Origin of the sequence: Paenarthrobacter sp. NPDC090522 (assembly GCF_044769225.1) — a bacterium.
Classification (GTDB): domain Bacteria; phylum Actinomycetota; class Actinomycetes; order Actinomycetales; family Micrococcaceae; genus Arthrobacter.
This window is the reverse complement of the sequence record NZ_JBIVXL010000030.1, coordinates 1-14,384: the sequence shown is the minus strand read 5'-3', so window position 1 is coordinate 14,384 and position 14,384 is coordinate 1. Positions and strand designations below refer to the sequence as shown.

The following is a 14,384-nucleotide window of genomic DNA, read 5'->3' as shown; positions in this document are numbered from 1 at the left end:
GGTCGTAGGTGCCGGGTGGGCCGGACGGCTTTGCTGGAGAGGCCGCCGGTGGGGCGTGTTCTGCTGCTGGTGCGGGCGATTCAGGGGTTTCCGGGGCATCGGATGTGTCTGCGTGGGGGTTTGAGCCGCCGGGTGGTTCCGGGTGGGTGTGCGGGACGCCGACGGGGTCAGTGGTGGTGGGGTTGAAGCGTTGGTTCAGGCGGGCTCTGTCGGTGGGTCGGGGTTGGGTCCGGTTTCGGGGGCGGGGGTGTTCCTGGCCTGGTTGTCGATGTCGTCGCTCCAGCGGCCTTGGGACGGTGTCCGGGTCGCCGGGGTTGGGTCCGGTGTGGGGTTGGTGTTGTGTTCGTTGAGCCAGCGGGTGGCCGGACCAGGCCGACCAGTACCGGCAGAGGCAGCCCCTGGTGCTCTTGTTCCTGTGGGGACGCCTGCCGTTGCTGGGGCGGGGTTGGTGTAGTCCTTGATGGTTCTACCTACGGTGGTCAGGAATTCCTGGACGCGTGCGATACCGGCGTCGAGGTTCTTCGCCCACTCGGCGGCCGTTGCGGATCCGAGCATGGACGTGGATTTAGTGGCCGTGTTCCCGAGCGCGGCAGCGGCTTCCTCCGGCACGGCCGTTCCCGCCGCACCGGCACCGGCACCGACACCGGCTTCGGTGATCGTCGTTGTTTTGGTGGGCAGGCCACGGAGCCGGGCGGCGAGGGCTGTGATGCGGGCTTCGAGGGTGAGTCCGGCGCCGGTTCCTCCTGTGGCTGCGGTGGCGAGGTCGAAGGTGGTTTGCCCGCCGGCGCTCCAGTAATCGGTGGCCCATTCGTCGGCGTGCACGGTTTCCCGGATCGCCGCGGCTGCGGTCAGGAGCGCTTCGATGTCGCCCTCGTCCATGTCCGTGAAGCCCCGGTCGATCACGGCTTTGGACCGGAACACCGCAGCACCCAACGCCCCGATACCTTGCCAGGCCTGTGCTTGCTGGGTTTTGTCTTTCGTTCCGAACAGCGTGTACAGGCCCTGGACGGCGCCGACGGCGGCGGTCCCGAAACCCTGCACACCGGACAGGCGGCCCTCATGCCGGATGGACACCGCCGGCCCCCAGGGCAGGTCAGGGACCGGGGCGTCGGTACCCAACTGGTGCTGCAGCCAACTGAACCCGTTCGTGACCTGGTCCGTGGAGGCGAACACGCTCCGCCGCGGCACCTCCACCGGGGTGTACCGGTGCCCGTGCGTCAGGGCGGAGAGTTCGTTGGCGCATTGGGTGTCCGAGTCCAGGATCTGCTGGGCGAGCCCGGACGCGGAGGACATGAGCCGTTGATGGGTGTCCACGATCTGGGCCTTCGTGTGCCAGTCATCGTTGGCCAGGATCACCGCGTCCAGCGCCTGCACCTCAGCCCGCAGACCCGTGATGCGGCGCTTGAAGTCCCTGGCCCGGTCCGCGTATCCGTACAAGGCCCTCGCCGCCGCGCCGGTCAGGTCCTTCACCCGGGCCGCTTTGGCCAGGGCCGGGGTGAACGCGCCGAGTACTTGTTCGGCTTCCGGGGTCCGGTAGAACGCCCGGAGACCGGCCCAGTTCCGGGCCGCGTCCTGAACCCCGTTGTGGAACCCGACCCCTGCTGCGATCATCGACTGGACCTGGGCGTCCAACACCTCCGGATCCGGCAACGGCGGCAACGCGTCCACATTGATCCCGGACCCACCACCACCGGACGGGACACACACCTGCGTGAAATCCCCACTCATTCACAAACTCCCGTCAAGCCAACGAAGACTTCACAGCTCATGGCAGCTTCCACCGCGGACCACCTCCGGTGCCGGGTTCGCTGACACGGCCCGGACTGGGGAACGGCGACCCGCCCCCGCCGGCACCGGAAGGCTGGGTGCCGGCGTCGCGGAAGGGCCACCCGACACCGGCACTGGCGGGTTCGGTGCCTGGTTCGATGCCTTGCGCGGCGGCCAGGCCGGTGCCCAGGGCCGGGCCGGTCCCGGCGGCGATCAGGGCGCTCTTTTCCGCGATGGTGGCCATGGCCTGGTCTCCGGCCATGTAATGCCCCACCGCCTCCGTCGTCCCGGACAGCGCCGCGCCGGCGGAGAGCACGGCCCCGGTGAGGTCAGGGCTCAGCCCGTCATCGGCGAACCCGCCCAACGCCTGGACCACCACCGTGGAGGGGACCGCACCGGCGACCCCTTCCAGCGCGGTACCGAGGCTCTTGACCGGGGTTTGCAACCCCGTGACGGCCTTCGAGGCCGCGGCCAGCACCCCGTGGGTGCCGGGCACGTCAATTTCCCAGACAGACATCAGAAACCCGGTGGGTTAGCCGATGCCTTGCACGGCGTTCCGTGCAGCCGACACCGCGGTGGTGGCCGTGTCGTCGGTTTGGGCGAGGGTGGAGCGGACCAGTGCGACGATGGCCCGGACTTCGGAGGCGGCGGAGGTCCACCGGTTCTCGACTGCCTGGTATTCGGCGTCGACGCCGTCGGCGCGGAAGTCGGCCATGGCGTGGTTGACGTCCTGCTGCCGGGCGGTGATGAGGTTCTCCAACTGCGCAGCCAAAGCTTGGATGTCGGATTGGACCTGGGCGGAGACGTTCGTGTCGTAGGCAATGCGGCTCATGATGGGTTAGGCCCTTCCCTGGAAGCGTGCGGCGTCGAAGTTCGCGGACCCCTCTGAGCGGCGGGCCGTGTCGGAGGCGGCGATGTCGCCTTGGGTGAAGGCGGTGTCCATCCCGGACTGGCCCTGCACGATCGCACCCAGCGCGGTGTTCAACTCCGAGGCGACCAGGTCGGAGCGGTTCTTGAAGGAGTCGAACGCTGCCTTGCCCGCGCCGCTGAACTTCCCCTCCAACGGGGTCACGGCGTCCACGAACCGGCGCACCAACGCCCCCAAGTCCTGGTGCGAAGCATCCGTTTGCTTACCCAAGGTGGCGAGCGTCTGCGCACCCATATCAAAAACAGCCATACAAAGGCCCCCAATAGCCCTCGAAACAAACCCACCAACCAGTGGGTGCCCGCGACCGGAAATGACCGCGCAACCGGGGACATTGTGAACACACAAAAACGCCTCTAGGTGGCGAAAAAGGCTCTCCCTAGACCCAAACGAGGAAAATTAGGTAGTCAAAACCCAAAATTAGGTGCTGAGAAAAATCATCTAGGTGGTCGCCGGAAACCAGCAGACTAATATGACGCCAGAACCCACGCGACCATCCAGCAAGGAGACAACCATGGCGAATGCCATCGACCTCATTCGATCAGCACATCTCAGTTCGATCGCCGAGTATGCCTACGCGTCGACCGTTCCCAGCGGCATGCGGTTCATTTTCCTGGCTGGCTCCTGCCCGCTGAACGAAGACGGAACCACCGCCGGCGTTGGGGACTACCGCTTGCAAGCAGATAAGGCGATCGAAAACATGGTGGTTGCCCTGGAAGCAGCCGGTGCCGGGATAGAGGACGTCGTGGCCACAAGGGTCCTCGTAGCTTCCACCGAACGCGAAGACCTGGTCTGCGCCTGGAACGTGGTCCGCGAAGCATTCGGCGACCATGACGTCCCCAGCACCCTCTTGGGAGTCACCGTGTTGGGATATCCGGACCAGCTCGTGGAAATTGAAGCGACCGCAGCCGTGCACGACAAAAAAGGGTACGAAGGACCGGAAGGGCGCTGAGCTACAGCGCCTTCACGGCACCCAGGACTTTGGTCAACGAATCCTTCGCATCTCCGAACAGCAGCGTGGTCTGCGGCTCATACAGCAGGTCGTTCTCGATGCCAGCGAATCCGGGGCGCATGGAGCGTTTGAGGAACACCACTTGGCGGGCGTCGGCGACCTCCAGGATCGGCATGCCGTAGATGGGCGAACCGGACGTGGTTTTCGCGGCAGGGTTCACCACGTCGTTGGCGCCCACCACCAGGGCGACGTCGGCCGTCTTGAATTCGGAGTTGATGTCACCCATTTCCTTCAATGATTCGTACGGCACGTTCGCTTCGGCCAGCAGCACGTTCATGTGCCCGGGCATGCGTCCGGCCACGGGGTGGATGGCGAAATCGACTTCGGTCCCGCGCGATTCCAACGCCAACGCAAGCTCGGCCGCCGTGTGCTGGCCTTGGGCCACCGCCAAGCCGTATCCAGGGACGATGATCACCCGCTGCGCGTAGCCCAGGAGCACCGCCACGTCCTCTGCGCTGGACGAGCGCACGGGCCGTTCGCTCACGGCGGTGGATCCCGCCGTCGAACCTCCCTTGAAGGCGCCGAACAGGATACCTGCCACGCTGCGTCCCATCGCAGCTGCCATGGCCCGGGTGAGGATGGTACCCGAGGCGCCCACCAGCGTTCCGGCGACTACCAGCAGCACATTTCCCAACACCAGACCGGAGGCCGCCACCGCCAGGCCGGTGAACGCGTTCAAGAGGGAGATGACAATCGGCACGTCGGCACCGCCAACCGGCAGCACCAGCAGGACGCCAACCACTAGTCCCAGTGCCAAGAGGACAATCGCCCACCCCGGAGCACCGGCCAGGACCACCACTACCCCAGCGGCGAGTGCCGCGAGCAATACCAGCGCCATGAGCACGGGGAGTCCCGGGAAGAGCACGGGCCGCGTGGTCATGAGCCCTTGGAGCTTGGCAAACGTGACAGCCGAACCGGCGAACGACACCGCACCCACCAGCAGGGTGAAAACAATGGCGAGCCGCACCCAGGCATCCTCGGTGTGCGGCAGCTCCAGCAGGGCGACCAACGCTGCCGCTCCGCCGCCCACACCGTTGAACAGCGCCACAAGTTGCGGCATTTGCGTCATCTGGACACGCCTGGCCACGGGCGCAGCGACTCCGGCACCAACCACGATCGTGCCAAGGATCCACGGAACGTTGTCCAGCTTCACGGAGACAAACACGGTGACCACGGCCAGCAGCGCTCCGAACGCGCCGATGAGGTTGCCCCTTCGGGCAGACTTGGGCGAGCTCAGCCCTTTCAATGCGAGGATGAAACAGGCGGCCGCCGCGAGGTACAGAAGGGCCGTCCAGGTTGGGTTCAGGAGAGTCAAGGCCGACTCTCCCCTCCTGCTTTGTCGGCTTTGACGTCCGACGGCGGCCGCTGCTTTCCGCGGAACATCTCCAGCATGCGGTCGGTCACCACAAAGCCGCCCACAAGGTTGGCGGTGGCGAGGACCACCGCGAGGAGTGCCACCACCAATACCCACGGCTCGGACGCCTGGCCGGCCACGATGATCGCACCCACCAAGATGATCCCGTGGATCGCGTTCGCCCCGGACATCAACGGCGTGTGCAGGGTGCTGGATACCTTGGAGACGACCTCGAATCCCACAAACACCGCCAGCACGGTGATCGTCAGCAGACTCATGCCATCCATCAGTGCGCTCCTTCTGTCCCGTGGGTTGAAGCTTCAGCGGCCGTCTCCCCGGCGAGCGCAGCGAGCGCCTCCGCCGTGGGCGCATGCCGGATGACGCCGTCGTGCGTTAGGCAGGTGCCCGCCACCACCTCATCGGAAAAGTCGGGGGCGACCACGCCGTCCTTGGTCATCAGGGCGATCAGGTTGGCGACGTTCTTGGCGTAGAGCCGGGACGCGTCGGCGGGCATGGCAGACGCAGGATCCTTGAGGCCCACCAAGGTAATGGTGCCTTGGCCGTCGGCGGTTGGAATGTGCAGGTCCTGCCCGGGAATGACGCCCTCGACGTTGCCTCCGGACTCCGCGGCAAGGTCCACCACCACGGAACCGGCACGCATGCCCTGCACCATGTCCCGGCTGACGAGCATCGGCGCCCTCCGCCCGGGGACAGCCGCGGTGGTGATGAGGACATCCGCCTGGGCCACGTGCGGGGTCAGCAACGCGCGCTGCAGGGCACCCCGGTCCGCACTGAGTTCGCGGGCGTACCCGCCGGAAGCTTCGGCCGTTTCGAGGTCGAGTTTGATGAAGGTTCCGCCCATGGACGCGACCTCGTCGGCCGAGGCAGGGCGGATGTCGTTCGCGGATACGCGGGCGCCGAGGCGCTTGGCTGTGCCGATGGCCTGCAACCCGGCCACACCGGCCCCAAGAACCAGCACGCGGGCCGGCGGGATGGTTCCGGCGGCCGTCATATAGAGCGGGAAGAAACGCGGCAGGCGCATTGCGGCCTCAAGCACACAACGGTACCCAGCCACGAGCGCCTGGGACGTGAGTGCATCCATCGACTGTGCCCGTGAGATCCGGGGAACCAGTTCCAGGGCGAAGGATGTGATGCCACCTGTGGCGAGCGCCCGGACAGTAGGCAACTCCGACGACGGCGACCCCAACCCCACGGTGACGGCCCCCCGGCGGAGGGCTCCCGCCGTCGTCGGGTCCAAGGGGCGAACGTGGCAGTAAATATCGAGTGTGCCGAGATCCAGGGAGGGAACCAAAGTGGCGCCGGCGGCACGGTAATCATCGTCGCTGTGGCCGGACGCGACACCGGCTCCTGACTCGACCTCCACAGCCAGGCCCAAGGCCACCAATTGCTTGACCGTTTCCGGTGTGGCCGCCACCCGCCGCTCGCCGTCGAGCGTCTCGCGTGCTATGCCTGCTTTCACCCGCCACCCCTTCCAGGAACCGGCCCAGAACTCAGTTGCCACGAGTTTATGCACGTGGGAGGGGCTGCGGTAGTAGGGGGCTGCGCTATGTGCGCAACTGAATTAGGGTCGAACGTGAGCCGGGGCAACCAGCCTCCGCACCGTCGTCGAGCCGGCTCCGGCCGTGCCGTCGGGAAGGAACGCCGCCATGGACACATTCAAGATCGGCTATTTCGTAGGAAGCCTCTCAAGCACCTCCATCAACCGGACCCTCTCCAAGGCGCTGATCAGCGTAGCGCCGCCCGAACTCGAATTCCATGAGATCGAAATCAAGGACCTGCCACTGTACAGCTCCGACTACGACGCTGATTTCCCGCCCGCAGGCAGGGCGCTGAAGGACGCGATCGCCGCGTCGGACGGCATCCTGTTCGTCTCCCCCGAGTACAACCGCTCCATCCCCGGGGCACTGAAGAACGCCATCGACTGGGGTTCACGCCCTTGGGGCACCAACTCCTTCGCACGGAAGCCCACGGGCATCATCGGCGCTTCGCCGGGCGGCATCGGCACCGCGGTGATGCAGTCGTCCATGCGCAGCGTCCTGAGCTTCCTCGACGCGCCGCAGCTGAACGCTCCGGAGGCTTACATCCGCTTCGTCGCAGACGCTTACGACGCCGATGGGACAGTCAAGGACGAAGGCACGGCGGCGCTGCTGCGGCACTACATGGAGGAATACAGCGCTTTCGTCCAGCGCGTGCTGGCCGCCAACGCACCCGGCCACATTGGCGACCAGGAACCTGACGCCAACAAGCTGAACCGCTAGCCACCACTCCCTGTAGCCAACCCGCCCAGCGCACTGCGCTCGAGATTCTCCAGGAGGTGCCGCGGATTTCGGTAGACTTCCGCGGCACCGGCCTCCCGGAGTTCCGCTTCACTGATTCCTCCGCACGTCATGGCGATGGCGGGAACACCGATGCTGGAAGCCGCCTTGACGTCCCACACCGCATCACCCACGAACACCACGTCCTCCGGGCGCAACTCCAGCTTCTCGAGGCAGGCCAACAGGATGTCCGGCGCGGGCTTGCTCTCCTGGGCATCGTTGGAGCTGGTCCATGCATCGATCGAGGCCTCGGCGTCCAGGACACCAAGGCTCACGTCCAGGTCACGTTGCTGGGCGGAAGAAGCCAGCCCAACGGCAAGGCCAGCGTCGGAGCAGGCGGCGAGGAGGTCCCGTGCGGCATCGAAGGCGCGGAGTGCCGGCCAAAACGTCGAGAACACCGCCCCGTGGCTCGATTTCAAGGATTCCAGCAATTCATCGGAGCAATCCGCAACCAAGTGCCTGACCAGCTTGTCCCCACCCATGCCCACGCAACGGTGGATATCGGAGACCTGGATGTCCAGGCCCTCGCGCCGGAACGCCTGCCACCATGCGAGCGCATGGAAATAGCTCGAATCGATGAGGGTTCCGTCAACGTCGAAGAGTACGCCTTTGCGCTTTGCCATCACCGCATCTCCACCTGCTCAGGAGCCGGCCCAGCGAGTGCCCGGTCCATCATGAATTCCTCGGATTCCAGCAGCGCGTACCGATCCGCCGAACCCTGGCGCAGCAGCCCTGTCCCGGCTACTTCACGGAGGCCCTCTACGGCCTGTACCGCTTCGTCCACCGATGCGTAACGCCTGGACAGGCCCATCAGCGAGTCATCGCCATCCACCATCAGCACGCGGTAGCCCCCATCGGGCGCGTCAACCAATTCCAAATGTCCAGTCATCCCAACCCCCTCGTTCCTGACAGCCCACCTGCTTAGTAAGATTACTTAGTATATAGCCGGAATGCAGGGCACCGGACGCCCCGACCTCACGGGGACATATTGCGTAACGCTGGAAATACGCGCCTGCAACTTCTTGTTGCACCCAGCATGACAACAATCGGAATCATCGGTGCAGGACATATTGGCAGCCAGGTTGCGCGCAAGGCCGTGGAGCTGGGCTACGACGTCGTGATCAGCAATTCACGGGGTCCGGAAACCTTGGCGGATCTCGTCGCCGAACTGGGGCCGCGCGCCCGGGCTGCGACGGCAGCCGAGGCAGCAGCGGCAGGCGATTTCGCCGTCGTGACCGTTCCCCTCAAGGCCTACCAGGACGTCCCGGTCGAGCCGCTCGAAGGCAAGGTCGTGATCGACACCAACAACTACTACTGGGAGCGCGACGGCCGCATCCCCGAACTCGACAAGGGCGAGGCCACCACGTCCGGGCTGCTCCAGAAGCACCTCCCCACCTCCAAGGTGGCCAAGGGCTTCAACCACATCTTCGCCAAGGACATCACTACCGACGGAACGCCCGCCGGCACGGAGAACCGCCGGGCACTGGCCACAGCCAGTGATTTCCCGGAAGCCGCCGAACTGGTCACCAAGCTGTACGACGAGTTCGGTTTCGACGCCGTCAACGTCGGAACCCTCGATGAAAGCTGGCGCGTGGAGCGCGACCGCCCCGCGTATGTCATCCGGCAGAACGCCGTCGAGCTCCGGGACAACCTGGCCAAGGCCACCCGAACAGTCTGAGAAACAGCGCACGACGGCGGGCGAGCGGCTTACGCTTGCCCGCCGCCGTTGCTTCGCAAGACCAAGCATCGCTTACTTTAGAGAGTTATTTCAGTAAGTAAAACCATTGCATGGCTACTCTCGCCACATGGAAAACACACACTTCGACGCCGTCATTGTTGGCGGCGGCCACAACGGATTGACCGCGGCCGCGTACTTGGCCCGAGCCGGCAAGAGCGTCGCCGTCCTGGAACGCGATGACCATTTTGGCGGCGCTGCCATCTCGGCCACCGCCTTCAAAGGAGTCGACGCCCGGCTCTCACGGTATTCGTACCTCGTCAGCCTGTTCCCGCAGCGCATCATCAGCGAACTTGGCCTGGACATCGCCCTCGCCCGGCGCCGCTACTCCTCCTACACACCCAACCCCGGCAACACCGAAACAGGCTTGCTGATTGACGGTGGCGATCCCCGCGCCAGCCGCGAATCCTTTGCACGCGTTGGCGCCGAAGCCGACTTCGATGCTTTGGAGGGCTTCTACGCGGACACCGAAAAGCTGGCCAGGGCCCTGTTCCCCACCGTCTGCGATCCGCTGCCCACGAGGTCCGAAGCCCGCGAACTCGTGGGTGACGACCAACTGTGGCACGACTTCATCGAGAAACCCCTGGGCGACGTCATCACCAGCCGGCTCTCCGACGACCTGGTGCGTGGCCTCGTCGCCACGGATGGACTCATCGGCACCTTCACGTCCCTGGACGACCCCTCATTGGACGCCAACCGTTGTTTCCTTTACCACGTGATCGGCAACGGAACCGGCGACTGGGACATCCCCCTGGGTGGCATGGGTTCGGTGACGCGCGAACTGGAACGGGCCGCCCGCGAGGCCGGTGCCCTGCTGGTTTCCGGAGCTGAAGTCACCGCCCTGTCCGACGACGGCAAGGTCACGTTCCAGCGCGGGGGCGCCGAGGAAGTCTTCACGGGCGTACGGATCCTGGCCAATGTCTCGCCGTGGGTGCTTCAGGGACTTCTGCCGACGGGAGTTGGCGCGGTTGGCGGCACAGTGGAGCGTCCCGAAGGCGCCCAGATCAAGGTCAACCTGCTCCTGAGCCGGCTTCCCAAGCTCCGCGACACCTCCGTGGCCCCCGAGGCCGCTTTCGGCGGAACCTTCCACATCAACGAACGGTATGGGCAGCTCGAGGCCGCCTACAGGACGGCCGAAGGTGGCGGCATACCCTCCCCTTTGCCCTGTGAAATCTACTGCCACTCCCTCACCGATCCCAGCATCCTGTCCGACGATCTGGTGGCTGCCGGAGCGCAAACGCTCACCGTGTTTGGCCTGCACGCTCCTGATCGGCTGGTCACCGAGGAGAACAACGATCGCGTTCGGGCGGAACTCCAGGCCGCAGTTCTGGCCTCGCTCAACTCCGTCCTGGCCGAACCGATCGAGGATTTGCTGCTGACCGACGCCGACGGCAATCCCTGCATCGAGGCCAAGACCACGCTGGACCTGGAGCGTGCCTTGAACATGACCGGCGGCAACATCTTCCACGCCAAACTGCAATGGCCGTTCCTTGACGACGATGAGCCGCGGGACTCCGCGGCCGAGCGCTGGGGCGTCGCTACAGGCCATGAAAGGGTCTTCCTGTGCGGGGCAGGCGCAAGGCGTGGCGGCGGAGTCAGTGGCCTGGGCGGACACAACGCGGCCATGGCAGTCCTGGAGGAGCTGGACAACCAGGAATTGAAAAACCCGGAGTTGGAAAACCAGCACTGAAACGGTGACACGAATCGGGTCCGGCGCCTACATGATGGGTGGCTGCCTCTCCAGACCATGCGCGTGGGCTTTCCCGGGGAGGCAGCCATCCACATGAGAACGCCAACTCCGAGGAGTCACCATGTCCACCAAGATTTCCAAATGGCCTGCTGGCACGCCCATGTGGGTTGACCTGTCTGTTGACGACGTGGAGGCGGCCAAGTCGTTCTACTCCAAGCTGTTTGGGTGGGACTATCTCACGGGCGAGGGTGATTACCTCCTGGCCCAGATTGCCGGCCACGCCGTGGCTGGCCTCGGCCCCAAGGTGGATCCCGCCCATCCCGCGGCATGGACCACGTACTTGGCCTCCGACAACGTCGATGCCACCGCCGAGCTCATCAAGGCGGCCGGAGGGCAACTGCTGGTCCCGCCATTCGACGTCATGGACTCCGGACGCATGGCCGTCGCTGCGGACAGCGTGGGAGCCGCCTTTGGGGTATGGCAAGCCGGCAACCACATTGGCGCCGAACGCTTCAATGAGCACGGATCGCTCTGCTGGAATGAACTCCACACCCACGACTACGCCTCGGCCAGGGCTTTCTATGCCGAGGTGTTCGGCTTTGCGTACCACGACGTGGACGGCGAGGACATGGTCTACTCCACGTGCCTGCGCGCCACCGACGGACGTGAAGTGGCCGGCATGCACTACGACACCGAACTCCCGGAGACCATGCCGGATTACTGGCTGACGTGGTTTGCCAGCGACGATGTTGCCGCCACGGCCTGCCAGGCCGAGCAACTCGGCGCGTCCCTGCTGATGCCGGTTTCCTCGACACCGTTCGGCCGGATGGCCATCATCGAGGGCCTGCAAGGAGACGTCTTCGGGGTCATCGCCGTAGCACCAGCCAACAGCTGAGCTGCCTGCGTGCCGCAGCGACCCACTTTGGACCGCACCCTCCGCGACACGCCGCAAGAATGACCTCCCCGGCCTCCGCGAGGCTCAAAGCAGGTCGTCGGGGTACACCTTCCAGCCCCCGCAGACCGTGGCGCGCGTACCGCCGTCGGGCCTTAACCCAGCTTCAGCGCCGCGGAATCCTGGCCGGCTGCCGGGTCCATGGCCCCGACGATGACGTCGTGGGCGAACTCAGCGGCAAGCGGGGCGGCCAGACGGTGTACGGACTGGAAGATCCTTCGGACGGCGGGGCCATGCCAGTCCGCAGGCAGGTAGTCGGCGGGAAGATTAGGATCCTTGTAGGGAAACCTGCGCCACATGGTGAGCATCGGGATGTAGTAGCGGAACGCGTCCCGGCGCACTTCCTCCGTAACCTCGGCGGGTTGGTCCTCAAGACGCCCGGACCAGTCCTCCTCGGCATTTCCATACAGCTCAAGGAACTCCGTGAACTCTTCGTCGAGCTCCTTCAGGTCCCACCACTCGGAGATCTTGGGCCGCATGGGGCCATCGAAGACGTAGTCGCTGCGAAACAGGTCCACGAACTCGATCAGCCCGCTTGCCGTAAGCCGTTCCTTGGCCTGGTCCAGCTTGTGGGCGGGCGCGATCCACACTCCCGACGCCACCGAGCCGAAGCCCAGCCCGGACAAGGCCGAGCGCAACTGGTGCCGGCGGTTCCGCATCGATTCGGGCACGGAAAATACGGCCAGGACCCACGTATCCACCGGCGCGGGCTGTTCGGGAGCGAAGATCCGCCGGTCACCCTCCCGGAACACGTCGCTGACGGACTCGGCAATCTTGTACTTGGCGATCCCGTCCTCGCGAACACTTTTCAACACGCCCTTGGCCTTGAGCCTGGAGACAGATGATCGGACGCCCGGCGCGTCGTAGCCCAGGGTTCCCAGCATGGAAATCAGTGCAGAAACCGGCAAGGCGTCACCGGCATTCCGGCCATACAGACCGAAAATCGTGACGAGCAACTGCTGGTGGCGCACCGGGGGTGCCGGGACGGCGAACATCGAAAAGGGTCCTCATTTCCGCGCCCGGTCCGGGCGCCAGTCATGTTCATCATAGGGCGGAGACTGTCCCGTTCCCTGAAGACCACGACGGCGGCAGGCAGCTGACGCTGGGCAGGAACCCTAACCGACCGACTGCACCTCGGGCTGGGAGTGCAGGGTCCACGAAGACCAGTCAAGCGGGTGCACGGACGGACGGCCCAGCAAGTACCCCTGGGCTGCGGCGACGTGCAGTTCCGTGGCTTCGCGCAGTTCGGCTTCCGTCTCGATGCCCTGCGCTACGACGGATGCACCAAGCTCCCTGGCCAGCTCAACAACGGCGCGGGCACGGATGCGCTGCCCCTCGGAGCTGTCGATGCCGGCGATCAGGTGCCGGTCCAGCTTGATGATGTCCGGACGCAACTCCTCGATCCTGTCCATGGAAACGAAGCCCGCACCCGAAGCGCTGACCGCGAGCCGCATGCCGCGTCGACGCAGTGGCCCAAAGCCGTTCTCGCCCGCCAGGCCATCGGCTGACTCCAGGCTTCCAGTGAGTTCGATGACGATCCTCGACGGATCAAGCCGCGCCTCTTCCAGCAAGGCCCTGACACGGGGGTCCCGGGAGGACTCCGGTGTCAGGTTGAAGGCCACGAACATGTCCTGGGGCATTTCCTCGGCAGCGGCCAGGGAACAATGCAGGGCAGCGATCTCCAGCTCGGTACCAAGTCCGGCTTGGGACGCCTCGCGGAACCAAACGTCCGCCGCCGCGCCGTCCTGCTCCACGAAGCGGATCAGGGCTTCAACGCCGATGACGTCACCGGCTGGGAGTTCATGGATGGGCTGGAAGGCCGTGAGCAGCAGCTTGTCCCGCAACACGGACTGGATGCGCTTGCGTACTTCACTGTTGACCGGGACGGTCACCGTATGCGGAGCCTCGGCCGACGCGCGGTTCAGGCTCATGGATTCCTGGTGTCCCGCGGACTCGTCCGGCACCACGATGCCGGTGCGGGTCTGGATCAGGTGCTCCAGCAGGACGCCCTTGGGGTCGCCGGGATGCTCGGCCAGCAGTTCCTGGAGGTTCCTGCGGGCCCACTCGCTGCGCGGATCGGACTCGCTGAGGATGTCCTTGATGATTTCCAGCGCCTGCTGACGCACGCGGGCATCGTTGACGGGCGGGAGCGGTGGAGCCTGGACGGCGTCGTTTGCTGACGGTTCCATGGCACCACCGAAGGGAAAAGAGAGCCCACTTCTAGACATCGACAATTCCTTCAATGTGAACTTGTGCCGGCTGCGCCCAGTACACAACCAGCTACGCTTCGCTCCGCTGGCCCCCAAGGACGTCCCGGAACGGAGCAGCCCAGTCGAGCATCCGCGCAACCAGGCTTGTGACGAATCCTACAAGAGAATCCCGCACACGTGGACCAAGCTGGCACTCCACGGCCGCCGAGACACCCCCTTCCACCGACGCTCTCTCACGGAACACCCCCCTTTTCGCCGACGCTCTCTCACGAAACACCCCCTTTTCACCAACGCTCTCTCACTTCCGCGGGTCTGTCCGATATACGGTGTGTGGGTTCCGGCGGTTTTCATTAGTTGGTGGTTCTTTCGAACCGTCCGGCGAACGTGATGGCGAACGCGTTGA

16 protein-coding genes are annotated in these 14,384 nt (G+C 65.3%); 5 read left to right on the top strand and 11 right to left on the bottom strand.

Annotated elements, in window-relative coordinates; translation table 11 throughout:
- Positions 1-195: 195 nt before the first annotated feature.
- From ACIQT2_RS22745 to ACIQT2_RS22730, 4 genes are read right to left on the bottom strand one after another with little or no spacing between them, the layout of a single operon-like run.
- Entirely contained in the window at positions 196-1,728 is a 1,533-nt protein-coding gene (locus ACIQT2_RS22745) for a hypothetical protein (protein ID WP_402951245.1), read from the bottom strand.
- Between the two features lie 37 nt (positions 1,729-1,765).
- A complete protein-coding gene (locus tag ACIQT2_RS22740; protein ID WP_402951242.1) occupies positions 1,766-2,284 on the bottom strand; it encodes a DUF6507 family protein in 519 nt (172 codons plus the stop codon).
- Positions 2,285-2,299: 15 nt separating this feature from the next.
- Positions 2,300-2,599, bottom strand: a complete 300-nt coding sequence (locus ACIQT2_RS22735) for a pore-forming ESAT-6 family protein (protein WP_402951239.1) — start codon at positions 2,597-2,599, stop codon at positions 2,300-2,302.
- A 6-nt stretch (positions 2,600-2,605) separates the two neighbouring features.
- On the bottom strand, positions 2,606-2,944 hold the full coding sequence (locus tag ACIQT2_RS22730) for a hypothetical protein (protein WP_402951236.1): 339 nt from the start codon (positions 2,942-2,944) through the stop codon (positions 2,606-2,608).
- Positions 2,945-3,206: 262 nt separating this feature from the next.
- Here ACIQT2_RS22730 and ACIQT2_RS22725 point away from each other — a divergent pair, with 262 nt between their 5' ends.
- Entirely contained in the window at positions 3,207-3,644 is a 438-nt protein-coding gene (locus tag ACIQT2_RS22725) for a Rid family hydrolase (RefSeq protein ID WP_402951233.1), read from the top strand.
- A gap of 1 nt (position 3,645) precedes the next feature.
- Here the strand turns inward: ACIQT2_RS22725 and ACIQT2_RS22720 are convergent, their stop codons facing one another.
- The 3 genes from ACIQT2_RS22720 to ACIQT2_RS22710 are packed head-to-tail and all read right to left on the bottom strand — an operon-like array spanning position 3,646 to position 6,538.
- Positions 3,646-5,019: an NAD(P)(+) transhydrogenase (Re/Si-specific) subunit beta gene (locus ACIQT2_RS22720; protein ID WP_402951230.1), complete on the bottom strand. Its 1,374-nt coding sequence runs from the start codon at positions 5,017-5,019 to the stop codon at positions 3,646-3,648.
- Positions 5,016-5,345: an NAD(P) transhydrogenase subunit alpha gene (locus ACIQT2_RS22715; RefSeq protein ID WP_402951227.1), complete on the bottom strand. Its 330-nt coding sequence runs from the start codon at positions 5,343-5,345 to the stop codon at positions 5,016-5,018. Before ACIQT2_RS22715 ends, ACIQT2_RS22720 begins: the two co-directional genes overlap by 4 nt.
- The gene (locus ACIQT2_RS22710) at positions 5,345-6,538 is read right to left on the bottom strand and encodes an NAD(P) transhydrogenase subunit alpha (protein WP_402951225.1); all 1,194 of its coding nucleotides are present in this window, start codon (positions 6,536-6,538) and stop codon (positions 5,345-5,347) included. Before ACIQT2_RS22710 ends, ACIQT2_RS22715 begins: the two co-directional genes overlap by 1 nt.
- 187 nt (positions 6,539-6,725) lie before the next feature.
- On the opposite strand from ACIQT2_RS22710, the gene ACIQT2_RS22705 reads away from it, so the two are divergent.
- Positions 6,726-7,337, top strand: a complete 612-nt coding sequence (locus ACIQT2_RS22705; protein ID WP_402951222.1) for an NADPH-dependent FMN reductase — start codon at positions 6,726-6,728, stop codon at positions 7,335-7,337.
- On the opposite strand, the gene ACIQT2_RS22700 is transcribed toward ACIQT2_RS22705, so the two are convergent.
- Together ACIQT2_RS22700 and ACIQT2_RS22695 are read right to left on the bottom strand one after the other, a co-directional pair.
- Positions 7,334-8,017, bottom strand: a complete 684-nt coding sequence (locus tag ACIQT2_RS22700) for an HAD family hydrolase (protein WP_402951220.1) — start codon at positions 8,015-8,017, stop codon at positions 7,334-7,336. The genes ACIQT2_RS22705 and ACIQT2_RS22700 overlap by 4 nt on opposite strands.
- Complete coding sequence (locus ACIQT2_RS22695) at positions 8,017-8,283, bottom strand: hypothetical protein (RefSeq protein ID WP_400332967.1); 267 nt, start codon at positions 8,281-8,283, stop codon at positions 8,017-8,019. The genes ACIQT2_RS22700 and ACIQT2_RS22695 overlap by 1 nt, the downstream gene beginning before the upstream one ends.
- Before the next feature lie 147 nt (positions 8,284-8,430).
- Between ACIQT2_RS22695 and ACIQT2_RS22690 the strand changes: the two genes are divergently transcribed.
- The 3 genes from ACIQT2_RS22690 to ACIQT2_RS22680 all read left to right on the top strand — a co-directional run bounded on the left by ACIQT2_RS22690 (position 8,431) and on the right by ACIQT2_RS22680 (position 11,714).
- Positions 8,431-9,072 (top strand): NADPH-dependent F420 reductase, encoded by a 642-nt coding sequence (locus tag ACIQT2_RS22690; RefSeq protein WP_402951217.1) that lies wholly within the window; start codon positions 8,431-8,433, stop codon positions 9,070-9,072.
- A 127-nt stretch (positions 9,073-9,199) separates the two neighbouring features.
- Positions 9,200-10,819 (top strand): phytoene desaturase family protein, encoded by a 1,620-nt coding sequence (locus tag ACIQT2_RS22685; RefSeq protein ID WP_402951214.1) that lies wholly within the window; start codon positions 9,200-9,202, stop codon positions 10,817-10,819.
- A gap of 121 nt (positions 10,820-10,940) precedes the next feature.
- Complete coding sequence (locus ACIQT2_RS22680; RefSeq protein WP_402951211.1) at positions 10,941-11,714, top strand: VOC family protein; 774 nt, start codon at positions 10,941-10,943, stop codon at positions 11,712-11,714.
- A 152-nt stretch (positions 11,715-11,866) separates the two neighbouring features.
- On the opposite strand, the gene ACIQT2_RS22675 is transcribed toward ACIQT2_RS22680, so the two are convergent.
- Entirely contained in the window at positions 11,867-12,766 is a 900-nt protein-coding gene (locus tag ACIQT2_RS22675; protein WP_400332955.1) for a PaaX family transcriptional regulator C-terminal domain-containing protein, read from the bottom strand.
- A gap of 120 nt (positions 12,767-12,886) precedes the next feature.
- Positions 12,887-13,999: an EAL domain-containing protein gene (locus tag ACIQT2_RS22670; RefSeq protein ID WP_400332952.1), complete on the bottom strand. Its 1,113-nt coding sequence runs from the start codon at positions 13,997-13,999 to the stop codon at positions 12,887-12,889.
- Between the last annotated feature and the right edge of the window lie 385 nt (positions 14,000-14,384).